We start from the raw sequence: 23,296 nt of genomic DNA on the forward strand, positions 1-23,296 counted from the left end.
GAACAGCATTAAAAACAGTTTGTGTCCTTGTGTTTTAAACTTTCCGGCGGCTGGCTTCCGGGCCGGCCCCGGTAAGGACACTGAAAAACAATCGATCCAATACTTTTAAGGGATTTTGTTGCTAGGCAAATTGCCGATGTTTTTGTATTTTCGGAAAAAGTCGAAAACATGAAAATACCTACCACGAGACAAATAGCAGCGATCGATCAATTTACCATTCAAAATGAGCCTATTGCCGATATTGACCTGATGGAGCGGGCCTCGCTCCAAATTGTCAGCTGGCTTATTCATCATATTTCAAACGAAAAACTACTTTACTTTTTTGCCGGCCCCGGAAACAATGGTGGCGATGCGCTGGCCATTGCCAGGATGATGGCTGACCACGACTACCAATGTTCCGTTTTCGTAATCAATTTAGGGAAGGCGCTGACAGGATCGTCGGCTGAGAATTGGCGTCGGCTGGAAGAACAGGGAAAAGTATCGCTTGTGATTGTGGATTCAGAAACGGCTATTCCTGTTATTCCATCTGATGTTATCGTTATGGATGGCTTGTTTGGTTCGGGCTTAAGTCGGAAGTTGGATGGTTTGCCGCTTTTGTTGGTTGAAAGAATCAATTGTTCGGGGGCGCAGGTTATTGCCATTGACATTCCGAGTGGTCTGTTTGGAGAGGATAATTCCCAAAATGATTTAGCGACCGTTGTGCGGGCATCGTATACGCTTACTTTTCAGTTTCCAAAACTCAGTTTCTTTTTCCCTGAGCATGGCGAAATATTGGGGCAGTGGGAGGTGCTGCCCATTGGTTTACATCCGGATGGCATTGAAACCACAGATACGCCTTTTCATTTAATGACAATGGAAGTGCTGGAAAACAAAATGCCCCGGCGTAAGAAATTTTCTCATAAAGGGACATACGGACATGCCCTGTTGGTCGCTGGCTCCTATGGTAAAATGGGAGCGGCTGTGCTTTCCTCCAAAGCTTGTTTGCGGTCGGGGGTGGGCTTATTAACGGCGCATATTCCTCATTCGGCCTATCAAATTATACAAACGGCTATTCCGGAAGCCATGTGCTCGATTGATGCTTCGGATTTAATGTTTACCGAATTTCCGGACTTGACTCAGTTTTCAGCGGTTGGCATTGGCCCAGGCTTGGGGGTGAAACCGAATTCACGGCGAGCTTTGAAGCAATTGCTGGAAGCTAGTCCTGCAAAATTGGTGTTGGATGCTGATGCCCTGAATATTTTAGCGATGCATCGGGAGTGGCTGGATTTGCTCCCTGCACATTCAATTTTAACGCCGCACCCCAAAGAGTTTGAACGGTTGGTGGGGCAAACAACAGACTCTTATAGCAGACTGCAAAAGCAAATTGAGTTCTCCCAAAAGTATCAGGTTATTGTTGTGTTGAAAGGAGCACATACGTGCATTTCGTGTCCCGATGGACAAGTTTTTATTAATGCTACGGGTAATCCGGGAATGGCAACAGCCGGAAGCGGAGATGCATTAACGGGCATTATTCTGGGTTTGTTAGCTCAGCAGTTTTTGCCGCTTGACGCTGCACAGCTCGGGGTGTTTGTGCATGGGATAGCTGGCGATTTGGCTGTAGAACAGAAGGGAGAGCTCTCTCTGATTGCTGGAGATTTGATTGACGCTTTGGGCGAAGCTTTTTCTGTTTTGGTAGAATAAAAGCCCAAACTTTTGGTTCTTATTTCTGCATGGCGGCGATAAAATGCTAATTTTGTTTCCGTCCTTCACTATTGAAGGGAGTTTACTTATTTTTGATTTCAAATTAAATCTGATCCATACAATGAAAACATATGTGCTAGTGGCCCTGATTTTGGTTTCGACTACAGTCTTTGGCTTTCAGAAAGATGACAAAAAGAGTGATGAAAATCTCGCCGTTCCAGTGGAAGGGGTAATTTACAGTTTGCCGCGAACAGGCGTGCGGATTCATGTAAAAGCCAAGCAGGAGAAATTTTTTCACGGACCGTACTTTCAATATGCCGAAGCCTTGCTGGGCATCAAAAACGCGGCTTCATCCGATTTCGAGCGCTGGATTATCACCGATATTAAGATTGAAACTTTTAGTGAGCCGGATCCCAAGCAAGTGTACAAAGCAATGGGCGGTTCGGGGGCAATGCTTAGCTTGACGGAATCCGGAGTCCTGGCTGGAATTAATTCAGACGCTGTTCCTGCCGCAGAAAGTTATGCGGTATCTACCTTTTTGGGCGATACCCAAACGCCCGATCTTCCTTTTCTGGATTTGTCGCTGAATCCTTTTTATGAATTGGGCGATTCTGCCACCAGTCGGGCTATTGTGACCAAATCAATTGAAGAAAAAGCACAGGAAGCCGCACATACTGTTACAAAGCTGCGTAAGCGCCGGTTTAAGTCGCTGGCCAATGCGTACGAAGAGCAATTGCCAGACGGGTGTGCCTACGAGCTGATGGTTGAGGAGTTGGACAAGCTTGAAGAAGAGTATGTAGGTCTTTTCGTTGGAAAGTCATTTACTAAATCGTTTGAATACAGTTTTGATTTCATCCCGGGAGAAAGCGATGTTTCGGGGGAAGTGGCCTTTCGCTTTTCAGAAAACAAAGGCGTGCTTCCTAAAACGGATTTGAGCGGTAAACCAATCCTAGTGGATATGAATAAACTGGATGATTTATCATCAGCTCAGGATAAACTAAAAAACTCAGCGAATGTGGCTGCCGGTCAAAGCGGTATTTATTACCGGATTCCGGGTAAAGCTGAAATTAAAGTTCTGAATGGACTAAACACGATGGCTGTTGCCAGAACAACCGTTGCACAGTTCGGATCGGTTGCTCCTTTCCCGGAAAGTTTGTTGAATGGTAGTTACAAAATATCATTTCACCCGAAAACAGGAGCCTTAAAGAATGTCCTTGCGAAGTAAGCCGGTTTGACCGCTACTGATATGACGAATTGAGCTTTTATAACGATTGATTAAGTTAGCCCTATACGACTTGTAGTATGGGGCTTTCGTTTGCAATTGATATAAGTCAAAAACAAGTTAAGCCATTAAATTGTACTTTTAAGCAATAGAAAATTAACACGATAAATTATGAGTCAAGGAATTTTTGATTTACAACCAAACAAACTTTGGAAGAATTTTTACCAACTGACACAAATACCACGTCCATCGAACCATGAAGATCAGGTTCAGGAATTTATTTACAATTTTGGGAAGGAATTGGGACTGGAAACGATTAAAGATGAAGCCGGAAATATCATTGTCCGGAAACCCGCAACTCCGGGATTGGAAAACCGTAAAGGAGTAATTCTGCAGGGCCATCTGGACATGGTTCCACAGAAAAACAGTGAAAAGGAACATGACTTTGTCAATGATCCCATTGAGGCTTTTGTGGATGGTGATTGGGTAACTGCCAATGGAACCACGCTGGGAGCTGACAATGGAATTGGGGTTGCCGCGGCCATGGCTGTTTTGGCTTCCGATAATCTGAAACACGGTCCGTTGGAAGTGTTGTTTACCGCCACCGAAGAAACAGGGATGGATGGAGCAGAAGGATTAAAGGCTGGTGTGTTGCAAGGCGAAATCTTATTGAACACCGATTCGGAAGATGAAGGTGAACTTTATGTTGGCTGTGCCGGTGGAGAGGATGTTGGCATCCGTTTTACTTATACAGAAGAGCAAGTGCCTGCAAATATGGTTGCTTTTGGATTGAATATTACCGGTTTAAAGGGCGGGCATTCAGGAATGGATATTGTTTTGCAGCGGGGAAATGCCAACCAGGTATTTTTTCGATTGTTGAACGAAGCTTATCCGGCTATTGGTGCACGTTTAGCAAGCATTGATGGAGGGAGTTTGCGCAACGCTATTCCACGCGAAGCTTTTGGTGTTGTGACGGTTGATCAACAAAAGAGCGATGAGTTTAAACAACTTGTCGAGGATGAATTTGCCGTGATTAAAAAGGAGCTTTTAGCCACGGAGCCTGATATGAAACTAAGCATCGTTACAACAGATATGCCCGCTGAGTTGATCGATGAACCTACGCAGGTTAATTTGACCAAAGGCGTATTGGCATGTCCAAATGGCGTGATTCGGATGAGCGACAGCATGCCTGGCTTGGTGGAAACCTCAACGAACCTTGCAAGTGTGAAGTCTGATGCAGCTGGAAAAACCATTGACATTGCTTGTTTGATGCGTAGCTCCGTGGATTCGGCAAAGGCCAATCTGGGAAAACGGATTGCTGCTGTGTTTAGCATGGCTGGAGCAAAAGTGAAATTTTCAGGGGCATACCCAGGCTGGCAGCCTAACATGGCGTCGCCTATCTTGAAAACGATGCAAGAGGTGTACCATGAGAAATATGGAAAAGTGCCGGAGATCAAAGCGATTCATGCCGGGCTGGAGTGTGGTATTCTGGGAGGAACTTATCCGAATTGGGATATGATTTCTTTTGGTCCAACCATCCGCTTTCCACATTCGCCTGATGAGAAAGTGAATATTGCTACCGTTCAGAAATTCTGGGATTTTATGGTTGAAACGCTGGAGAATATTCCAGCGAAATAAGAAAGAAGCTTAATTAAGAGAGAGCCTGAAATAAAAATCAGGCTCTCTTTTTAGGTGTTAATTTGTGTCTGAATTATCTCCTGTTTTAAAACTCCAGGTAGGACCATTTGCAACAATATTTCCATCATATTTTGCTACGACATACCAATAGTATGTGGTGTTATCTGCGAGGTTGTCAACCACAACTTCCTTGACTGTCAGGCTCTCTCCAGCAATCGATTGTGTGCTCGAATTGGATTTGAAAAGATAGACGTCATAAGAGAGGCTTATGTCCGATTTCGTTTGATCAACTTTCCACTGCATGGTAAATGATCTAAGTTGGTCAACAGCCCCATTCCCAGGCACCGGATCATAAATGTTTACGGAGCCATAGTCTTTATCATCTTTTTGCAAGATCATATTCATTTGAGTTTGCTCTTCATCATAAACAGAAACGATGACTGTACTGCTCAGATATTCTTTTTTTCGTGCGGTAACGCTTACTTCTCCACTCAGGATTTTACTGAATGAGAATTCACCCGAACTATTGGTAATCAAGGATGAACTTGCAGGATTTGTGGCGACAAGAACTCCTGCCAGCGGTTCATAAGTTTCTCCATCAACAATAATTCCGGATAGGCTGCCGTAATAATCGATGCCTACTTTTTCATCTTCGCATCCGGCCAGAAGCAGGAAGAACAGTAGAAAGATACTGATGTGATTTATCTTTTTCATGTGTATTTTTTATTTGATGTAGTATTTAAAGCCAAGCTTGAATCCATAGAATGAATCGTTGTATACCCCATTGATCACCTTGTCGTATTGGTCGTTAAGCATGTAATTGAGGTAGCCCTCGGCTGTTACGGCCATGTTGTTTGTAAGCAGGTATTCGGCTCCCCCTCCAAAACTGGCGAAGGGAATAAATCGTTTACCCGAGAGACCAACATCATGTGTCCATGACCGGTGGACAGCTCCGGCCCCTAAATAAGCATAGGGCGATAATTTCTCATAAGGCAGGAAATAGTAGCTTAAGTTTAGTTGAGAAAGAAGTTCGCGGAGATCGAAATAGTCTTGGGCGTGAATCATTGCACCTGAGTTCTCTAGCTCCAGGTGGAGGTTTGGTGTAATGGATTTGCCAATACTAAAAGTGCCTATAGGGCGAATGTCTCCTGCCGTATAGTCGCCATCATAGTATAAGCCCCCGACTTTAAGTCCAAGACTGAATTTGCCGTGAAATCGTTCTTTTCTGAATTGGCGACCAACATGGTCCTTGGTGAGATTTTCCGCTTTTTCTTTTTCGTATCGGGTAAACGAATTATTTGTTGTGTCAGCCGGATTCTCTAGTCCCCACAGGTTGTCAAAAACTCCTTCAATGATTAAGCTTTCAACGGCTTTCTCGATCGCTTCGGTTACACAAATTTCGGTGGGTTCGTTATAGGTAAAACCTGTCTCCGCTTCCAAAATACGTTTCAGCTTCACATAGCGGAAAAAGCCTGCCGATACTTCCTGCGAGAGGATCGATTTAGTGGTGTACACTGTTTTCAGAATTTTTCCGTTGGCTGTTGAAACGGCACGCAGATAAATACTGATTCGATCCTCGCGATATTGTCCGGAGAGGTCTGCCCCAAAATAGCGCATGCCAGCTCCACCGGTGAATACATTGGATTCGTAAGAAACAATTCCTCCTTCGAGGATGATTCCGGCAAATAGCAGTGGGGGTAATAAGGCCCCGTTGCCATTATCGCCCTCGTATTGGGCTCGGCTCGAACGGATTATTTTTCGTTCATTTAGTAGGTTCGATATGTTTTCCCGCTCAATGGGTATAAACCATCCGGATTGTTCCAGTGCGCGAATTAAGATTGTCGTGGCTCCCTGGGTTACGGCTGTTGACCAGTTGGCCCCCATTTCGGAAGCTTTGTATTGGCCCGTTTGGTCGCGGAACTTGTAGACGGCAGCTACAATTTGCTCTTGAGGTTTGGGGAGCTCAAGAAGATCTTTCTTTACGGGCGTTTCGGGGCCCAAAGAGGCACGTCGCGGCGCTAGTGGTTGATGGATGTATGAACCGCAAGCGGTTACAAGCATCAGCAACAACAATGCACACGAAGCCCTTAACAGTGTTATTCTCTGTTTCATCATAGGCGGATTAATTGATGAATCAGTTTAAAAGTAGGGGACTTCAACTGTTGTCTGACTGCCCGTCGATGCATCGATAATGGTTATGTTTAAGCCATTGCTTTGATCTCCGATTTCAATTTGGTAGTTTCCTAAAGTGTATGTACCTGACTGTAGCGCATCTTCTCCGAATTGTTTGGTCACAATTTGTCGTGATAACTGACTTAGAATTTGCCGATTTAGACTTTCGCTGAAATCAGCGATCGGATCTGAATTGTAACCGCTATAGGGGTCATCTCTGTCTTCAGTAATGTCATTCTGTGCTTGCGCTGAGCTCATTAACCAGCTAAAGTTGTAAGGGTTTCCCCCGAATGCCGGATTCTTTGGAGTGTAAATAAAGTCCTGCGCGTAAGTTTTTCCTGCCACAAAAAAAAATACAATGATTAGTGTTTTAAAAAGTATCCTCATCATTTTGGGTTTAAATTTTTTTAAAATATTCCAGTGCCTTCCTGGTCTTCGCCATTCAATTGCCGCATAATCTCTTCATAGTTTTGCAAGTAATTAAAGGTGACGGCAATTGCTTGTTTCGAAAGCTGTTCAACAACTTCTTGCCGGGGTTGAAGAATGGATTGATAGACCACATGTTCGTTAATAGAGACGACAATAAGTGTTGACGTGAGGCGAAATGGTTTTTCCAGAATTGTTATCGTGTAATTTTTAGCGTTTGCGGGCGGCTCCCAATTGGCATAAAACAAATCGTAAAAGTCGCGTCCGATTTTCGTTTTGGTATTATCGACAAGTAATCCGTCGATCTCGATTTCAATCTCAGCCTCTGCTTTATCTGTCGATTCTTGGGTTATTTTTTCCAGCAGCTCTTGAAGAACTTTGGGAGCAGGCTGGGTTGCCGTCGAGTCGTTCTGACTGATGTTGAAAGTTAGTAGGAATAGTGATAATATGGTGCTTAGGGATAGTGTCACTGCTTATTTCATTGGAAATGAAAAATACGACTGATCAATAACTACTTTCATGTCATGACCGGTTTGGCTGACCTCCATCCCTCCTGTAGCAGACAAAAAACTGCTGTTGACTTGTAGGGAGAGATTTTCGCCCATCTGGGAATAGTTATTCCCGTAGAGTTGACTGCTGCTGGCATTGGTAACCTCAAGGACATTATTACTTCCCAATTGAGAAATTGTTTCAACCAAAAATCCAGCAGACTGATTTTTCTGCTTGAAGTCCTGAACCAGATGATCTTGCCCTATCTGGCGCACCACGAGATAGTTGTGCTCTCCGTTTTGGGTGGTGTAAATTTGGTTGTCCTGCCCAACCTGCAGGGTGATTAGTCCGTTCGAGTTACCTTCTTGTTTGCTGACTACGGAATTGTTTTCGGATTTCGAAATTTCCGATGAAAAGGAAGTCGTTAGCGGTAAAATTTCCGACAGCAAGTTTGAATAGCCTGCTGCGCCGGACGAACTCCATAAGCTGGTTAGGTAAGTCAACTGAAAACTTAGCATAGCATTGTTGCTTCCTTTTTGTTCTGCATTCATGTTATTTTGACTGCCTTCCTGAAGCACGTAAGCCTGATTACCGGAAAGTAAATGGTTTTCCCGGGTTTGGCTAATTGAAGCCTGATTTTGGTTGCCGAGCTGGATCAGTTCTGCAACATTTGACTTAACCTGATTTGTTGCTATTAATCCTTGGAAGCTATCGAATTCTGAAGAGGCAATTTGCTGAATATTGACCTGGGCATTTCCAGATACTGCAAAAATCAGGGAAATAAATAGGAGTATAATCTGTTTCATTTGGCTGAAGCTTTAGTGTTTAATACCCCGGCCCGAAGGCCGGGGATTTAAACCATCAAATTAGGATACAGGGACTAACCTTTTTCCAGTCAAGAGATGGTGGCAGGTATTCGATTTTAGTTTTGATTGGTAACTTCTACATTGAAATTTCCAATTTGGGAGTGTGTTGAAGAGTTACTCATACCTGTTTGATTTTGCTCTGACCAGTTGGTGTTACCCATTTGGTAGGCATTTGCGTAATTGCCTGCAGCAGGTGTTGCTCCATCTTCGTACATTTTTTGTATGGCAGTGTTGTCGTTGCCGTCTTGATAGATGCTACCCATATTGCCGAGAGCAGTAACTCCGCCCGAAAAGCCTTGCCCTTCCATCATTTGGATGGCTGTGTTTCTGTCGCCAAATTGGCGGGCATCAAAATGAGAGTCTTTTACTTTTTCTCCATAGCCTGATCCCATGTCCTGATCTATGTGGTTATTATTACCAACTTGCTCTGCGTAAGCCGTTGCATTGGTAGCCCAAACGTCAATCGTTATGACATTAGAGTTTCCAACCTGCTTGGCGAAAGCATCATAGGTTGGGTTCAGAGGAGTGCCAGTTCCAAAATTGCCAGACTGAAAAATGTTTGCCCAGTTAGTGTTGCCATCTTGCCAGATGATGGCATCGCCTTTGTCATTTTCTTGATAGATTTTTCCAGTGTTATCATTTCCATCGGAATGGATCTTTGCCCAATGTGCACTACCGGCATATCCGTTGTTCCATTGGTCTACATCTGCCGAGTTTCTATCTCCAATCTGATCGACATAGGCTTCATTTCCATCCAGTGCTGTTCCTGAACCGTCAAACCATTGATCTACGTGAGAGACATTATTATTTCCTGTTTGGTTTACAACATCGGTGTGTTGCCCCATTGCCATACTTACGGCAAATACGAGTGCGAAAAGGAATACTAACTTTTTCATAATTGTAAAATTTAAGTGAATTATTATTGATTGATTTGAAATTAGAAAGAATTTGAAATGTTATTTTGGAGGTGATCTTTTCATGTCCTTTGTGTTCAGTTTGTATTTTTGTTGCTGTTTCTTCGTGTGAGCCTCTGTTTTATTTTGAGTGATGGAGACTTGATTTCCATGGCCTGTTTGCTTGACGCTAACTGTCCCTTCTGCTTCTCTAATTTTCACCACATTGTAGGTGCCATTAATATCGATGTGATGAGTTGCCGAGAGGCTGTCAGTTTTCGTGTTTCCTTTCTCAATTTTCACCACGTTTGACTCGCCTTGAACTGAAATAGTGTGGTTTGACTTTGATTGATCTTCTACTTTCGTTGAATTGGCTTTTGGCTTACTAATTGGTGAGGCCTTCGGAGTTTCTTGTCCGGAAAGACTTATGCTGATTATGAAAAAAAGAATAAAAATGACTGTTGTATTCATTGTCCTTTTTTGTTTAAGTTCTAAGCTTGTGAGGACTGTTTGTCAGGGGATAAAGCTATTGAGCTGTGGAGTGAATTAAATGCATAAGTCCCGGGTTTAATTGTCTCACAAGATTGAATATCAAATTTCTAACAATCTTCTGTCGTATTCAATAAGGACTTTTACTGAAAGTGCATATTTGTGAATTCAGGGAAAATACGGATTGCATGTGTCAGTAATTTATATTAGCATGTGTTTGTATTATATAAAGAGATGAAATTATCTCATTTTATTCTTTAATGGCAAAAAGCGTCGTTCATGTATTGAGAGGTCTTGTTTAAGGCACAAAATGATCGGTTCATGAAATATCGCTTAAAAATCAAGGCGAATTGACCAAGATGTCATAACTTGACGCTCCTGAAAAAGAATGAATGAGGAAATAAGACCACCCCTTCAGGAAAGGAATAAATACGTTGATTACCTGGATATGGCAGCTAGAAAAATTTTAATTATTGATGACAATAGATCTTTTTCGAAAACCTTGCGAAATGTGCTAAAAAGCAATGGTTATGAGTCGGTAACTGCGGGTTCAGGAGGGGAAGGAATTCAAAAGGCCTACGAATATGGTCCTGATTTGATCTTATGCGATATCAAAATGGCACCGATTGATGGTTATCAAGTATGCAATATATTAAAAGAGAGCAGTATAACGAAAAAGATTCCTTTTATTTTTATTACTGGCAAATCGGGTTTGGATGAAATCAGATTAGGCTTGGAATTGGGTGCTGACGATTATCTGGTTAAGCCTTTCCGAAATGAAGCTTTGCTTACGTCTATTAAGACCCGCTTAGAGAAATATGAATATTTAGTTAATCTTGGAAGAAGTAAATACCAGGCTTTTGTTGATTATTCACCCAATGGAATTTTTCTTTTCGATGGTACTTCTATTTATGAGTCTAATCCTGCTTTTAATCAAATGGTAGGGATCCTGGAGTCAGCCATAACAGGAACACAATTTAGCGATTTGATTGGGAAAACGAACTTTGCAAAGCTTGAAGATCGGATTAATCAATGTATGAATGGTTTGTTGAGTAATTTTCAGGAAGAGATTTCCATTCTAACGTCTATAGGTGTCCAAGAAAAGTTTGTCCTTTATGTTGCTCCCAGCGTCAAATACAATGGATTTTCTTTATTAACCGGATTACTTATGCCAGTGGGTAAAACCGATCAATCAAAACAGGAAGAGTTTGAGCAATTGGTTAGTATTCTTGAAGAGGAAGAAATTGATCTAACAGATCCTGTTATCCAGCGACTACAAAAGGAGTTTGACTCGAGATATGCAAGAGTTATGGACAGAGAATACAGTCCGGTTTCTGTCGCATCAGAAGTCGAATTTTCGAGAAGGGAACTGGAGGTTCTGAAGCTCTCCTGCAAAGGTTTGCCAATCAAGACTATTGCAGAAGAATTGTGCATCTCAGGCAGGACAGTTGAAAGTCATCGGGCAAGTCTGATGGAGAAAACAGCCTCCAAGAATATTATAGAAGTGATTATCTATGCCTTCAAGAATCAGCTTGTTGAGATTTAAGAAATAGTCAAACTTTCCTAGAACCTTTTCCAGAATTCATTTTAACACCAGCCGCTTTTCCTTATTCTGCTTTAATTCGTTTTTCAATGTATTTTGAGTTCATAATTCTCAAAACCCCCATATAATCCATTTCAAATTCGAGAAGTGCCCCGACTTGGTAGTTTTCTTCATTCTTCCCCAGGTCAACTACCAGCATGTCGGATGAGGCACCAACAATCTTATGATTTTTATTCTTTAGCTTGATATGATTTTCATCAATATCCAGCAAGCCTAAATCGATCAGTGCCCGGTGAGAGGTAGCCGACTGGTCAGAGTCTTCAAAAATGACCGTTTCGCCCAGCAGATTTTTGCCTAGCTCGCCTATGGGACGCATGCGTTTTTTGGTGAGTTCAATAATTTCGGCATACAACTGGAACGTATCGTTTTCCATTTGGTCGAAGGTGACATTGTTGTACACGTCTGTTCCCAGGAAAAAAGTTTCGCCAATTCGAAAATGGTTAATGCCCTTGGGAAGTAATCCCTGGAAAATCAAGGGCACTGTAACCGATGCGCCGCCTGAAACATATTCAATTTCTTTGTTGAATTTGGCTTCAATCAGTTGCTCGTATAAGCAAAGTTGAACCAGCTTGTCGTGGCTTGGTAGAATACCGTACATGCAGGTTAAGTTAGTGCCAATGCCAATAACTTCAATGTTGGGCAGCTTGAAAACCGCATCGTAAAAGTCGAGAAAGTCTTCCTGTAAAACACCTTCCCGTAGCTCACCAGTTTCAATCATGATAATGATTTTGTGGGTTTTCCCTTGTCTTTTTGCTTCTTTTGACAAGCGGGTAATGGTGTCTATTTCAGTGTTAAAACTAATGTCGGCATACTTGACAATTTTTTCGATGGAGTGTTTGGGGGGTGGTTTGATGTACACCGTTTCAATTTGGTCGGATATGGACTTGATCATCTTAAGATTTGAGACCCGGGAATCGCAAAGTTGCTTAACTCCGAGTTTTATTATTTCTTCCAAATACCGTTTGTTTCCGCATAATAGCTTCGAGACCACAGCCCATGTTATTCCATTTTCGGACAGAAGCTGTTCCAGGTAGTCGTAGTTTTTCTTTAGCTTTTGTGTGTCTAAAGTTATAAATGCCATAATGTGTTTTTGTCTTTAAGTTGTGGCTGGAGATTGATTTGATGCTCTCAGCTTGTTAAACGTAAATTTGAATGTTCTTGATCTTCTTATTGGGTGTGAATTGTGTTAAATCCATTTTGGATTACGCCAATAGATCTGTTTGTTTTTACCGGTACAACATGCCGCAAGGAATGTATTTTAGCTGTCAATTCAGAGTTCATTGCGGGGGGTGTGTGATGACGTTGAGCTGGATGTAAAAACGGAATTCGATAAAATGAATTATTCATTGCTTACCCTTTAATATATGATGGTTTGGCCTTCGAGCTTGATTGTTTTTATAAACTACAGATTGAACAACAAGCTGAAAAGAACATTGTTTTGTTTTTTTATAAATCGCCTTGTAATGACTTGATGGGTTCTGTAGGAAGGAAGTAGTGGAGAGAATGAAGAAAGGCTGTTCTTTTCTTTCTGAACAGCCTTTCTTGATGTATGTGAAGTCTTATAAATCTTTGATTTCATTGACCAACTTCTGAAGCGTGCTTTTCGCATCTCCAAATAGTAAGCGTGTTTTATCATCAAAAAACAAGCTGTTTTCAATGCCAGCATAGCCTTTACCTCGTCCCCGTTTCATGACGATGATGTTTTTCGACTCGTGTGCTTTGATGATCGGCATGCCGGCTATTGGGCTGGAAGGATCGTTGATGGCAGCGGGGTTGACCACATCATTGGCGCCAATGACAATACACACATCGGTGCTGGGCATGTCCGGGTTGATATCTGCCATTTCAACCAGCTGGTCATAGGGGACATCTGCTTCGGCTAACAAAACGTTCATGTGCCCGGGCATTCGTCCGGCAACCGGGTGAATGGCATAACGCACGTTCACCCCTTTTGATGCCAGCAATTCATCCAGTTCATGGCAGGCATGCTGGGCCTGAGCAACTGCCAGTCCGTAGCCGGGAATGATGACAACATTGCGCGAATAGGCCAATAAGACAGACGCGTCGCTCAGTGTCATTTCTTTCATTGTTCCTTCGGCACCAGCGGCAGCAGCGCCACCTCCTCCAAAAGAACCAATAATAACGTTTAGTAAGGAGCGGTTCATTGCTTTGCACATCAGCAAGGTTAAGATACTGCCGGCAGCGCCTACTAAAATACCTCCCAGAATCATTGCCTGATTGTTGTAAATGAAGCCAGCCATTGCAGCGGCAATTCCCGTAAAGCTGTTCAGAAGTGAAATTACTACAGGCATATCGGCCCCACCAATCGGCATAACGAACAAGATGCCATAAAGTAAAGACACAAAAAGAAGCACGTAAATTGCCCAGTTGAGCTCGGCGGGTGTTTGCCCCGAAAGTAAGATGAAAATTGCCAGCGCAAAGGTTCCCGCCAGTAGAATTAAGTTGACGTAGCTCAAATAGCCGGTCCTAATATCGTTTACTTTTCCGTCGAGTTTGCCATAGGCAATCATACTGCCACTAAAGGCGACGCTGCCGATGATGAGTCCCAGCAGCGTGACCAAGACTGAGCCCCAGTTGCTCATGTCGGCATTCGGAAATTCGAGCAGGGCAACCAAGGCCGAAGCCGCTCCACCTGTGGCATTGTAGAAGGAAACCAGCTGTGGCATGGCCGTCATCTTTATTTTACGTGCAATAATCCATCCAACGGCGGAGCCCACGCCAATGGCTGCGAGGATAATCCAAACATTGGCGGGTTGGATGCCAACGCCGTTTGCATTTTTGTGCAGCAGTAAAGTGGTTAGCATGGCCAGCACCATGCCTGCTCCGGCATAAAAGTTTCCACGGCGGGCTGTCTCCGGATGGCTTAGTAACTTCAGCCCCACAACAAACAGCAGGGCGGCTATCAGGTAGCTTAATTCAAGGATTGTTCCTCCTATGGTAAATTCAGTTCCGTTAAATGTTCCCAATACTTTATCCATGAGCGCCTCCTATTTTTTCTTCTTTTTAAACATTTCCAGCATGCGGTCGGTAACAACAAAGCCGCCAACCACGTTGAGGGTTCCAAAAATGACGGCGAGGATTCCCAGTATTAATTCGGTATTGATGGTGCTGGCGTCGGCATGGCCAACCAGAATAATTCCACCAATGATGATGACACCACTGATGGCGTTGGCTCCCGACATTAAGGGGGTATGGAGTACTGCAGGGACATTGGAGATGACCTCGATGCCCAGAAAAATGGAAAGTGCGATGATAAAGATCGCCTCTTTGTATGTATAGAAAAAGATTAATAGTTGATCCATCTTATTTAAGTTTAGGATTGAATAACAGCTTGAACTCGTTCGTTGATGATACCGCCTTGGTGTGTAATGCAGGTTGCCTTAATGATGTCATCATTCAAATTCAGCATGAACTCGCCTTCTTCATTGAAAAGCAATTCCAGAAAGTTTAAGATGTTTTTGCCAAACATTTTACTGGCATCGGCAGGCAAAAGAGAGGGGTAGTTGGATTGTCCGATAATGGTTACGCCATGTTCAACTACCGTTTCATTGTCTCGCGTTAACTCGCAATTGCCTCCGGTTGATGCAGCCAGGTCGATAATGACCGAGCCTGGCTTCATGGCGGCTACGGCATTTTTAGGAAGTAGCAGGGGGGCTTTGCGTCCCGGAATCTGGGCCGTGCAAATCACCACATTGGCTTTTGCTGCATGGTCGTTAATGGCCTGCTGCTGTTTTTGTTTGAATTCCTCGGTTTGTTCCACGGCGTATCCTCCGGCCGCGGCATCCTCCTTGGCACCTTCTACTTCTACAAACTTAGCACCCAGACTCATCACTTCTTCCTTGACGGCCGAGCGCACATCAAAAGCCTGCACCTGAGCCCCCAGTCGTTTAGCCGTAGCAATGGCCTGCAAGCCCGCTACGCCTGCTCCGAGTATCAGGACAGTGGCTGGGCGGATGGTGCCGGCAGCTGTCATAAACATGGGGAAAAACGAGGGCAGATGGTTGGCGGCGTCAAGCACGGCTTTGTAGCCCGCTACGGTAGCTTGCGACGACAACACATCCATGGCCTGACCACGCGTACTTCGGGGGATCATGTCCATGCTGAAGGTAGTCATCCCTTTCGAAACAAATTGTTTCACCAGATCGGTATTCCAAAGCGGGTTGTATTGACTGAGCCAGACCTTTTCCTTACTGAGTGATTCAATGAGCGGCTTGTCTGGAGGGTGGAGTCCGATCAGGAAATCAGCTTTTTTCAATACTTCTTCACGGGAGGCAAGGGTTGCCCCGGCATCTTTGTAAGCTGCATCGCTGGCCAATGCAAACTCACCGGCCCCTGTTTCTACATAAACCGTTACTTTGCGTTGGTTCAGGCTCGAAACAATTTCGGGTAAGAGGGCCACCCGGTTTTCCGAATCTCCCTCTTTTAAGAGTCCAATAAGCATAAATTATAGTATTTAGTTACTAATTTTAATGTGCTTTTATCTGATGGTGATGCTTGGTTTTTTTTGACTCTTTACGAATATAGTTAATTAAAATTCTTTCTGAAATTTAATTGATCAGGACTTTCGCGGCTTTCCAACGAACTTTCGTTCTGTAAGCGCTGATCCTTTACATTTGTGAAAAACTATTTTTGAAAAAACGCTTATAAATCCTTGAAGAGAATATCTTTGCATTTCAATTTTAAAGAATGAAAAGTTATGCAGACTTGGTTTGAATGCAAAGTAAAATATGTGAAAGTTGATCAGGATGGACGCGAACGAAAAGTGTCGGAAGCCTACCTGGTAGATGCTGTTTCGTTTACTGATGCTGAAGCGCGAATGATTGAGCAAATGCAACAATTGGTTCGTGGTGGCGAGTTTTACATCGACAACATCAAAAAATCGAATGTCATTGAGATCTTTCCTCACGAAGATGGTGAATACTGGTTTAAAGCAAAAATCGGTATTGTGACTATTGATGAGAAAGCAGGCAAGGAAAAGAAAATTAACAACTACTTTTTGGTTGCTGCCGATGACTTTAAGCAAGCACTGTTGCGTCTGGAGGAGGACCTTTCTTATATTTTGGTTCCTATTCAAATTTCAGCCATGAACTTAAGTCCCATTGTTGATGTATTTCCTTATTTCAAAGATGAGGTGAATGAACCGCTTCCTCCTCATTTGAAACGCATTGAGCCCGAAGAGCCTGCCGTGGAACAGCCGGTTGTAAATGAAGGGTTTGAAGATGAGCCTGAAGTTGAGGGACATGAGTAGCCAGAAGAAGCTGACGAAGACTAAATAGAGGAGACACTTCAGCGTTTTGCTGGTGTGGCTTTCCAATATGGGCAGATAGCATCAATCGAATCTGATCTGTAAAATTAATCCCGAAAGCAGGCTGCTTCCGGGATTAATTTTTTATGCCTTTTCTAGTGGGTTTGAGGAACTGTTTCTTTGAGTCCGAACATCACCCTGAAAAAACAAAACTGGTCGCGCTTAAGCGGCTCAAACAGATAGTAAGCCGTGGTTATACGACAGATGTCTTGCACCTCGGAGAAGATATTGTTGACGATGCGCTTTCCTTCATCACTGAGTTGCTCTGAGGCGACAAGTAAATCGAAGCAGGAATTAAACTCACGCAGTTGATCGTCAAACTCGAGAATTTTATCGACCAAGGACGTTGGAATGGATTTACTGGTGAGTGCTTGTTTTAACTCCGGAGTCAGGCTTTCATGTACCACTTTCAATAGATGATACAGACTTTGGTAATCGCCATTTTTAGCTTCGCTGAAATAGTCATTGTAGCCGAGTTCTTCAAAAATGCGTTTCTGGAATTTTTTATCGTCTTTAAAATCAACCTTGATCAAGGCGCGTAGCAGGGCAACTTTCCTTAGGGAAGAAATCATTAGTTCGTGCACATGCTGCTGTTTCTCGGCATGTTTATAGTAATTATCGGCAGGCAGGTATTTGTCTTTTGCCGATTTTATTCTTGACCGGAGCTCTTCGGAATACTCCTGAGTCCAGTCGCTTCGAATAAGGGACAGTTCGTAGATGTTCTCGCTGAATGATTGAGCGATTTTCGTGCAGGCCAGAAGCGTTGCATTCGCTGTAGAACATGTTATTTTTTCTTCCATGTTGCGTTGAGTTTTTGGTTATAATTACTACTGAACATCGAAAAAAAAGTTACGATAAAACGCGCTCAAAAAAAATGTCTAATGCCCTAAAAACTAGAATTGTGTTGTAGAATATGTCAATGGTGATGGTTGATGACTGAATTCATAGAAAAGAACTTATGTTTCTTATGGGCTTCCACATTTTTTGAAGGATTATCTTGAATGGAAGTTTTGGCTGATTTGAGATTAATCCTGCTAAGTTGGATCGTAGTTCCCTCTGTTTTTGTTGATCGGCACGGGGGAAAGAGAGAATGCGAAGTTGCTAAAATGTAAACTCCCCGGCAAAGTCACTTTGTCGGGGAGTTCTCTTATCTTAGTTCATCAGTTGACTTTTCAGTCATCGGATATGTTTTGTCAATCAGATTAATAATTGAGTTTCGAACCACGTTTACGCTCAGCTTCGCGAAGCAAAATCTTACGCATTCGCAATGTTTGTGGAGTTACTTCCAGGTATTCATCTTTCCCGATGTATTCCAGAGCCTCTTCCAAACTGAACTGAATAGGAGGTGCCAGTTTGGTTTTGTCATCCGATCCGGAGGCACGCATGTTCGTCAGTTTTTTCGACTGGGTTACGTTGATAGTCAGGTCATCGGCACGGGTGTTTTCGCCAATTACCATTCCCTCGTAAACTTCTTGGCCAGGAGGAATAAAGAAACGTCCACGATCTTGCAGTTTGTTCAGCGCATAAGCGAAGGTTGTTCCGGGTTCCTTGGCAATCAAGGAACCGTTCTTACGTCCTTCAATTTCGCCTTTCAAGGGCTGGTACTCAATAAAGCGGTGAGTCATTACTGCTTCGCCAGCCGTAGCCGTCAGCATGTTGGTTCTTAAACCAATAATTCCACGCGAAGGAATTAGGAATTCCAGGTGAATGCGGTCGCCTTTACGCTCCATGTTTTGCATTTCGCCTTTGCGTACCGAAACCATCTCAACTACTTTACCCGAATACTCGTCTGGCACATCGACGTGCATTTCTTCAATTGGCTCGCATTTGATCCCGCCAATTTCTTTGTACAACACCTGTGGCTGTCCAACTTGTAATTCGTAGCCTTCGCGACGCATGGTTTCAATCAGTACCGACAAGTGCAGTACGCCACGTCCAAAAACGGTAAATACATCCGATGACACACTTTTCTCAACGCGCAGCGCCAGGTTTTTCTCCAGCTCTTTATATAAGCGGTCGTGCAAGTGGCGAGAGGTGACAAATTTGCCTTCTTTTCCAAAGAATGGTGAATCGTTGTTGGTAAACACCATGCTCATGGTGGGCTCGTCCACGGCAATTGGATCCAGTGGTTCTGGATTTTCCAAATCGCAAATAGAATCGCCAATATCAAATCCTTCGATACCTACCAGGGCGCAAATATCGCCATTGACAACCTTGTCAACTTTCTGGCGTCCCAGCCCGGTAAATACGTGTAATTCTTTAATTTTTGTTCGTTTGATGGAGCCATCGCGTTTGCCTAGAGCTACTTGCATGCCTTCTTTCAATTCTCCACGATGAACGCGCCCAATTGCAATTCGCCCTACATAGGATGAGTAATCAAGCGAAGTGATTAACATTTGAGGGGTTCCTGGATTTGGTTTCGGTTCAGGGATGTATTCGATAATAGCATCGAGCAGGGGCCCAATGTTATCTGTTTTGTCGCTCAGCTTAGCGGTCATCCAGCCTTCTTTGGCCGAACCGTAGATAGTTGGGAAGTCGAGTTGCTCCTCGGTGGCATCCAAACTAAACATCAGGTCGAAAACCTGTTCGTGAACTTCTTCCGGGCGGCAGTTGGGTTTATCTACTTTGTTGATCACAACAATAGGTTTTAATCCAAGGGCCAGCGCTTTGGAAAGTACAAAACGCGTTTGTGGCATGGTGCCTTCAAAAGCATCAGCCAACAGTAAAACTCCGTCAGCCATATTGAGTACCCGCTCTACTTCTCCTCCGAAGTCGGAGTGACCAGGGGTATCAATGATATTAATTTTTGTACCTTGATAATCAACCGAAACGTTTTTGGCCAGGATGGTGATTCCGCGCTCACGTTCCAGGTCATTGTTGTCAAGAATCAGCTCTTCCTTCTTCTCGTGATCCTTTATGGTTGTACAATGGTAAATCAACTTGTCCACCAAGGTCGTTTTGCCGTGGTCAACGTGTGCGATAATCGCGATGTTTCTAATCTTCTGCATATAGTCTCCAAAATTGAGGCGCAAAGTTAATCGAATTTCGGCTTTTTGCTGCTGTTCGTTTAATTTGTTGACGGTAACTTAACAAGGAGTTTCCGAATTAGTTTAGATCCTGAAGCTGAATTTATTGCTTCGGCTGCCTCAGTGATAGTGAATCGGTAAAATTGAGTTACTTCTGCTCATATAGTCGGGAACAGAATTTGACCTTACCGGTATCTATTACCTTGATTTTATGCTTACTGATTTCAATATTAACCGGGCTTTCGATACGAACTGGTTCACCATCCCGATGAAATTTGCGTGCTGAAGTGCTTATCGTTATTGGCCCTGGCGTTGAAATGAAGCCTACTTGTGAGGAGTTCCTGAGTTTCCCCAGAAAAAGGCGAAGCGAGAAAAACGGAAATTGCCACAGGGGCATGGGGCGGACCAAAACCAGTTCAAGACGGCCATCGGCAGGGCTGGCTTGTGGCGCAATACGGGCACCATAACCAAATTGGGCGGTGTTGGCCAGGTTAATCATGAAAAAGTGACCGCTGATGGTTTTGTTTTCCAGCCGAATAGTCGCCTCGATTGGCTCATAGCGCCAAATGACGCGCAGCGTACTGATGAGGTAATTCCAGAAGCCGCGCCCGGGCAACTTGTCGAAATCATGTGCCACCTCGCCATCATAACCCACACCCGAGACATGCATGCTGATTTGTCCATTTACGAGCATGGCATCGGTTGAAATGGTTTTACCGTTTTGAATAGCTGCCAGCAATTGGTACAGGTTTTTGTTGAATCCAAATTCACGGGCAAAGCCATTGCCCGATCCGGCCGGATAAACGGCCAGCTTTTTATCGCTTCCCAAAAGCGCTGTTGCCATTTCATTTACTGTTCCATCGCCTCCGACAGCCACAAACACATCGTAATGGTCGAATTCTTCTCGAATAATTTGGACGCTGTGTTTGGGGTAAGTTGTTTGGCGAACCGTGATGTTTTCCTGGCGAGTTCCAAATTTTTGTAGCAACTTTCGTGTTTTTCGCTTGCCGGCATTCGGATTGACAATAAATAGTATGTTCGGTTTATTTGGCTCCATAGGTGTGCTCAACTTATCCGCGATTTAAAGGCTTAAGTTAGCATAAAAATCCGTTTGTCAGGGCAGCCGCTAAAAGTTGTTAGTTGGAAATGAACAGTGCAATTTTAATTTATCCGTTTGTTTTTCATCGAGTAGTTGTTCAGCCAATTGAATTGGCTGGATTTTAGTTAGCGCATTGCCGGTTTGGTTTAATGGGCGGAGTGTAAAATGAGAAAACCATTCGTAGAGACGGTCATCATCGTAAACCCGATGAATGTCGTGTCCTTTTCCTGCCAGGCGGCTGTAGGTAACGGGTGCATCTCGCTTTTCAAGGGCTTTAACCATGCGGTCGGACCGGGATACGGGAACCTGCTTGTCGTTGGCGCCATGAAACACCCAAATGGGCAGGTGAGTCAGGTTGTCAGCCCATTTATCTTTAGCTCCGCCGCAAAGTGGAGCAATGGCTGCAAACTTATGGGGGTAGCGGTTGGCTAGCTCCCAGGTGCCAAAGCCGCCCAAACTCATGCCGGTCAGGTAAACGCGCGATGAGTCGATCCGGTATTGCGTGCTGATTTCAGCATAAATGGTGTCGAGCCAATTTTCGCTGGCCCAGTTTTTCCCCCATGGGCATTGTGGTGCTACAACGATAAAGTCAAGCTTTTTGCCTTTGTCCAGAAAATAGGGCAGGCCATATTGTTTGATCCGGTTGATGTTGGTTCCGGAAACGGAACGTCCGTGCAGGTAAAAAATGACAGGAAGAAGTTGGTTCTTCAAGCTGTCGTAGTTTTCAGGAAGAAAAGTCAGGTAGTTGTACCTGACTTTTTTGTCTTTATTTTGTGCTTCGGCTTGTTTGTTGGACAGCCAAAGTAAACTTGCTAGCAGAAGGATAATCACTATTCGATGCATATTTTCAAAAATAGTAGGCGTACGAAGATAGAAAATACGCAGCTTCGTGATTTGAAGCTTGCCGCTTTTCCATCAGACTTTTGCAATCGTTAACAAATCCGGATGTTTTTACTTTCCGGAGAGCAATCACCCTTACTTGTGCCGTTTCTTCAGTTCGCGGGCTAAATCTTCAATGCGGTAACCTTTGTGGGTCAACAACACAATGAGGTGGTACAACAAATCGGCTCCTTCGTACAGGAAATTTTCATCGTCGTTGGCCATGGCTCCAATGATGGTTTCAACCGCTTCTTCTCCAACCTTCTGGGTGATGGTGCGGGTTCCTTTTGTAAACAAGGAGGTGGTGTACGATCCTTTGGGCATTTCGTCCTTCCGCTTGTCAATAAAGTCCTGCAGGTGTTTCAGGAAGGTCAGATCATCCAGCTCGTTGGTTTCATTCCAGCAGGTATCGCTGCCGGTGTGGCATACGGGGCCAACCGGATCTACTTTAATCAGCAGCGTGTCATTGTCGCAATCCGAAGCCATGGAAACCACATTCAGAAAGTTACCACTCTCTTCTCCTTTGGTCCACAACCGGTTTTTGGTGCGGCTGAAAAAAGTTACTTTACCTGTTTCTTCGGTTTTTGCCAGTGCTTCTTCATTCATAAATCCCAGCATCAGTACTTTGCTGGTTTTGTTATCCTGAATGATGGCTGGGATCAGGCCGTTTTGTTTTGAAAAATCTAATGCTTTATTCATGTTGTCGTTGTTATTTTTTCTGTATTCTGAATTTATGATCTCACAGCAATTCCTTTATCACGGAGATAAGCTTTTAAATCAGGAATGGCAATTTCCTTGTAGTGAAAGATGCTGGCAGCCAATCCTGCGTCGGCTTTTCCTTTGGTGAACACATCGACAAAGTGATCCATGTTGCCGGCGCCACCTGAGGCGATGATCGGGATTTTCAGCATGTCAGCCATGCTGGCCAGCTCGTCATTGGCAAAGCCGGCTTTGGTGCCATCGTGATCCATCGAGGTGAATAGGATTTCGCCGGCCCCCCGATCTTCGGCTTCTTTAGCCCAGCTGAACAGTTCTTTGTCAGTTGGAATTCGGCCACCATTAACGGTTACGGTCCAATGATTGTCGTAGTTTTTGGCATCGATAGCCACCACCACAAACTGGGTTCCAAAGTTTTTAGCCAAGTCGTTAATCAGTTGCGGGTTGCGTACTGCCGAGGAGTTGATGCTGACTTTGTCGGCTCCGGCACTTAGCAAGGCTTCGGCATCCTTAATCTCGCTGATTCCGCCCCCAACGGTGAATGGGATGTTTAGCTCGCGGGCAATGCGTTTGACCAGTTCAACAAAGGTTTTACGGCCTTCGTGGGTAGCCGTGATATCGAGGAAAACCAGTTCGTCGGCTCCTTGTTCGGCATACAACGCACCAAGTTCTACTGGGTCGCCTACCGACTGAATATTGACAAAGTTTACGCCTTTGACGGTCTGACCGTCTTTAATATCCAGGCATGGTATGATTCGTTTTGCTAGCATG

General features: G+C 43.9%; 22 protein-coding genes. 5 read left to right on the forward strand and 17 right to left on the reverse strand.

Going from position 1 to position 23,296, the window contains the following annotated elements:
* Positions 1-168: 168 nt before the first annotated feature.
* The 3 genes from ACUNWA_RS14450 (at position 169) to ACUNWA_RS14460 (ending at position 4,540) form a co-directional block, all read left to right on the forward strand.
* The gene (locus ACUNWA_RS14450; protein WP_445592636.1) at positions 169-1,680 is read left to right on the forward strand and encodes an NAD(P)H-hydrate dehydratase; all 1,512 of its coding nucleotides are present in this window, start codon (positions 169-171) and stop codon (positions 1,678-1,680) included.
* A gap of 121 nt (positions 1,681-1,801) precedes the next feature.
* A complete protein-coding gene (locus ACUNWA_RS14455; RefSeq protein ID WP_445592637.1) occupies positions 1,802-2,905 on the forward strand; it encodes a DUF4831 family protein in 1,104 nt (367 codons plus the stop codon).
* A gap of 168 nt (positions 2,906-3,073) precedes the next feature.
* Positions 3,074-4,540, forward strand: coding sequence for an aminoacyl-histidine dipeptidase (locus ACUNWA_RS14460; RefSeq protein WP_445592638.1), 1,467 nt, complete (start codon positions 3,074-3,076; stop codon positions 4,538-4,540).
* 57 nt (positions 4,541-4,597) lie between these two features.
* Here ACUNWA_RS14460 and ACUNWA_RS14465 read toward each other — a convergent pair whose 3' ends face one another.
* From ACUNWA_RS14465 to ACUNWA_RS14495, 7 genes are all read right to left on the reverse strand, one after another.
* Positions 4,598-5,254 (reverse strand): carboxypeptidase-like regulatory domain-containing protein, encoded by a 657-nt coding sequence (locus ACUNWA_RS14465; protein ID WP_445592639.1) that lies wholly within the window; start codon positions 5,252-5,254, stop codon positions 4,598-4,600.
* Positions 5,255-5,263: 9 nt separating this feature from the next.
* A complete protein-coding gene (locus ACUNWA_RS14470; protein ID WP_445592640.1) occupies positions 5,264-6,655 on the reverse strand; it encodes a CsgG/HfaB family protein in 1,392 nt (463 codons plus the stop codon).
* Between the two features lie 24 nt (positions 6,656-6,679).
* Complete coding sequence (locus tag ACUNWA_RS14475; RefSeq protein WP_445592641.1) at positions 6,680-7,102, reverse strand: curli production assembly/transport component CsgF; 423 nt, start codon at positions 7,100-7,102, stop codon at positions 6,680-6,682.
* A gap of 17 nt (positions 7,103-7,119) precedes the next feature.
* Positions 7,120-7,608: a CsgE family curli-type amyloid fiber assembly protein gene (locus tag ACUNWA_RS14480; protein ID WP_445592642.1), complete on the reverse strand. Its 489-nt coding sequence runs from the start codon at positions 7,606-7,608 to the stop codon at positions 7,120-7,122.
* Between the two features lie 3 nt (positions 7,609-7,611).
* Positions 7,612-8,433 (reverse strand): hypothetical protein, encoded by an 822-nt coding sequence (locus ACUNWA_RS14485; protein ID WP_445592643.1) that lies wholly within the window; start codon positions 8,431-8,433, stop codon positions 7,612-7,614.
* A gap of 116 nt (positions 8,434-8,549) precedes the next feature.
* Positions 8,550-9,389 (reverse strand): hypothetical protein, encoded by an 840-nt coding sequence (locus ACUNWA_RS14490; RefSeq protein WP_445592644.1) that lies wholly within the window; start codon positions 9,387-9,389, stop codon positions 8,550-8,552.
* A 60-nt stretch (positions 9,390-9,449) separates the two neighbouring features.
* On the reverse strand, positions 9,450-9,857 hold the full coding sequence (locus ACUNWA_RS14495) for a hypothetical protein (protein ID WP_445592645.1): 408 nt from the start codon (positions 9,855-9,857) through the stop codon (positions 9,450-9,452).
* A gap of 406 nt (positions 9,858-10,263) precedes the next feature.
* On the opposite strand from ACUNWA_RS14495, the gene ACUNWA_RS14500 reads away from it, so the two are divergent.
* Positions 10,264-11,421: a response regulator gene (locus ACUNWA_RS14500; protein ID WP_445592646.1), complete on the forward strand. Its 1,158-nt coding sequence runs from the start codon at positions 10,264-10,266 to the stop codon at positions 11,419-11,421.
* Between the two features lie 61 nt (positions 11,422-11,482).
* Here ACUNWA_RS14500 and ACUNWA_RS14505 read toward each other — a convergent pair whose 3' ends face one another.
* From ACUNWA_RS14505 to ACUNWA_RS14520, 4 genes are all read right to left on the reverse strand, one after another.
* Positions 11,483-12,559 (reverse strand): alanine racemase, encoded by a 1,077-nt coding sequence (locus tag ACUNWA_RS14505; protein WP_445592647.1) that lies wholly within the window; start codon positions 12,557-12,559, stop codon positions 11,483-11,485.
* 478 nt (positions 12,560-13,037) lie between these two features.
* Positions 13,038-14,477, reverse strand: coding sequence for an NAD(P)(+) transhydrogenase (Re/Si-specific) subunit beta (locus ACUNWA_RS14510; RefSeq protein ID WP_445592648.1), 1,440 nt, complete (start codon positions 14,475-14,477; stop codon positions 13,038-13,040).
* Between the two features lie 9 nt (positions 14,478-14,486).
* Positions 14,487-14,801 (reverse strand): NAD(P) transhydrogenase subunit alpha, encoded by a 315-nt coding sequence (locus tag ACUNWA_RS14515; RefSeq protein ID WP_299579801.1) that lies wholly within the window; start codon positions 14,799-14,801, stop codon positions 14,487-14,489.
* Positions 14,802-14,812: 11 nt separating this feature from the next.
* A complete protein-coding gene (locus ACUNWA_RS14520) occupies positions 14,813-15,940 on the reverse strand; it encodes a Re/Si-specific NAD(P)(+) transhydrogenase subunit alpha (protein WP_445592649.1) in 1,128 nt (375 codons plus the stop codon).
* A 255-nt stretch (positions 15,941-16,195) separates the two neighbouring features.
* Here ACUNWA_RS14520 and ACUNWA_RS14525 point away from each other — a divergent pair, with 255 nt between their 5' ends.
* Complete coding sequence (locus ACUNWA_RS14525) at positions 16,196-16,747, forward strand: DUF4494 domain-containing protein (RefSeq protein WP_445592650.1); 552 nt, start codon at positions 16,196-16,198, stop codon at positions 16,745-16,747.
* A 152-nt stretch (positions 16,748-16,899) separates the two neighbouring features.
* Here ACUNWA_RS14525 and ACUNWA_RS14530 read toward each other — a convergent pair whose 3' ends face one another.
* From ACUNWA_RS14530 to hisF, 6 genes are all read right to left on the reverse strand, one after another.
* Positions 16,900-17,604 (reverse strand): hypothetical protein, encoded by a 705-nt coding sequence (locus ACUNWA_RS14530; RefSeq protein ID WP_445592651.1) that lies wholly within the window; start codon positions 17,602-17,604, stop codon positions 16,900-16,902.
* Between the two features lie 402 nt (positions 17,605-18,006).
* Positions 18,007-19,812 carry a translational GTPase TypA gene (typA, locus tag ACUNWA_RS14535; protein ID WP_445592652.1) on the reverse strand — a complete coding sequence of 602 codons (1,806 nt, stop codon included), beginning with the start codon at positions 19,810-19,812 and terminating at the stop codon, positions 18,007-18,009.
* Between the two features lie 166 nt (positions 19,813-19,978).
* On the reverse strand, positions 19,979-20,887 hold the full coding sequence (locus ACUNWA_RS14540) for a diacylglycerol/lipid kinase family protein (protein WP_445592653.1): 909 nt from the start codon (positions 20,885-20,887) through the stop codon (positions 19,979-19,981).
* Between the two features lie 69 nt (positions 20,888-20,956).
* Positions 20,957-21,772 carry a carboxylesterase family protein gene (locus ACUNWA_RS14545; protein ID WP_445592654.1) on the reverse strand — a complete coding sequence of 272 codons (816 nt, stop codon included), beginning with the start codon at positions 21,770-21,772 and terminating at the stop codon, positions 20,957-20,959.
* Positions 21,773-21,904: 132 nt separating this feature from the next.
* Entirely contained in the window at positions 21,905-22,546 is a 642-nt protein-coding gene (gene hisIE, locus ACUNWA_RS14550) for a bifunctional phosphoribosyl-AMP cyclohydrolase/phosphoribosyl-ATP diphosphatase HisIE (protein ID WP_445592748.1), read from the reverse strand.
* Positions 22,540-23,295, reverse strand: coding sequence for an imidazole glycerol phosphate synthase subunit HisF (hisF, locus tag ACUNWA_RS14555; protein ID WP_445592655.1), 756 nt, complete (start codon positions 23,293-23,295; stop codon positions 22,540-22,542). The genes hisIE and hisF overlap by 7 nt, the downstream gene beginning before the upstream one ends.
* Between the last annotated feature and the right edge of the window lies 1 nt (position 23,296).

Source organism: Sunxiuqinia sp. sy24 (genome assembly GCF_052677165.1).

Excerpts from the sequence above, each read along its gene's own strand:
- ACUNWA_RS14530 (WP_445592651.1), bottom strand. The coding sequence starts at position 17,604 with ATGGAAGAAAAAATAACATGTTCTACAGCGAATGCAACGCTTCTGGCC.
- ACUNWA_RS14455 (WP_445592637.1), top strand. The coding sequence starts at position 1,802 with ATGAAAACATATGTGCTAGTGGCCCTGATTTTGGTTTCGACTACAGTC.
- ACUNWA_RS14495 (WP_445592645.1), bottom strand. The coding sequence starts at position 9,857 with ATGAATACAACAGTCATTTTTATTCTTTTTTTCATAATCAGCATAAGT.
- hisF (WP_445592655.1), bottom strand. The coding sequence starts at position 23,295 with ATGCTAGCAAAACGAATCATACCATGCCTGGATATTAAAGACGGTCAG.
- ACUNWA_RS14520 (WP_445592649.1), bottom strand. The coding sequence starts at position 15,940 with ATGCTTATTGGACTCTTAAAAGAGGGAGATTCGGAAAACCGGGTGGCC.
- ACUNWA_RS14500 (WP_445592646.1), top strand. The coding sequence starts at position 10,264 with ATGAATGAGGAAATAAGACCACCCCTTCAGGAAAGGAATAAATACGTT.
- ACUNWA_RS14515 (WP_299579801.1), bottom strand. The coding sequence starts at position 14,801 with ATGGATCAACTATTAATCTTTTTCTATACATACAAAGAGGCGATCTTT.
- ACUNWA_RS14510 (WP_445592648.1), bottom strand. The coding sequence starts at position 14,477 with ATGGATAAAGTATTGGGAACATTTAACGGAACTGAATTTACCATAGGA.
- ACUNWA_RS14460 (WP_445592638.1), top strand. The coding sequence starts at position 3,074 with ATGAGTCAAGGAATTTTTGATTTACAACCAAACAAACTTTGGAAGAAT.
- ACUNWA_RS14540 (WP_445592653.1), bottom strand. The coding sequence starts at position 20,887 with ATGGAGCCAAATAAACCGAACATACTATTTATTGTCAATCCGAATGCC.
- ACUNWA_RS14490 (WP_445592644.1), bottom strand. The coding sequence starts at position 9,389 with ATGAAAAAGTTAGTATTCCTTTTCGCACTCGTATTTGCCGTAAGTATG.
- ACUNWA_RS14465 (WP_445592639.1), bottom strand. The coding sequence starts at position 5,254 with ATGAAAAAGATAAATCACATCAGTATCTTTCTACTGTTCTTCCTGCTT.
- ACUNWA_RS14470 (WP_445592640.1), bottom strand. The coding sequence starts at position 6,655 with ATGATGAAACAGAGAATAACACTGTTAAGGGCTTCGTGTGCATTGTTG.
- typA (WP_445592652.1), bottom strand. The coding sequence starts at position 19,812 with ATGCAGAAGATTAGAAACATCGCGATTATCGCACACGTTGACCACGGC.
- ACUNWA_RS14545 (WP_445592654.1), bottom strand. The coding sequence starts at position 21,772 with ATGCATCGAATAGTGATTATCCTTCTGCTAGCAAGTTTACTTTGGCTG.
- ACUNWA_RS14475 (WP_445592641.1), bottom strand. The coding sequence starts at position 7,102 with ATGATGAGGATACTTTTTAAAACACTAATCATTGTATTTTTTTTTGTG.
- ACUNWA_RS14485 (WP_445592643.1), bottom strand. The coding sequence starts at position 8,433 with ATGAAACAGATTATACTCCTATTTATTTCCCTGATTTTTGCAGTATCT.
- ACUNWA_RS14505 (WP_445592647.1), bottom strand. The coding sequence starts at position 12,559 with ATGGCATTTATAACTTTAGACACACAAAAGCTAAAGAAAAACTACGAC.
- ACUNWA_RS14450 (WP_445592636.1), top strand. The coding sequence starts at position 169 with ATGAAAATACCTACCACGAGACAAATAGCAGCGATCGATCAATTTACC.
- ACUNWA_RS14525 (WP_445592650.1), top strand. The coding sequence starts at position 16,196 with ATGCAGACTTGGTTTGAATGCAAAGTAAAATATGTGAAAGTTGATCAG.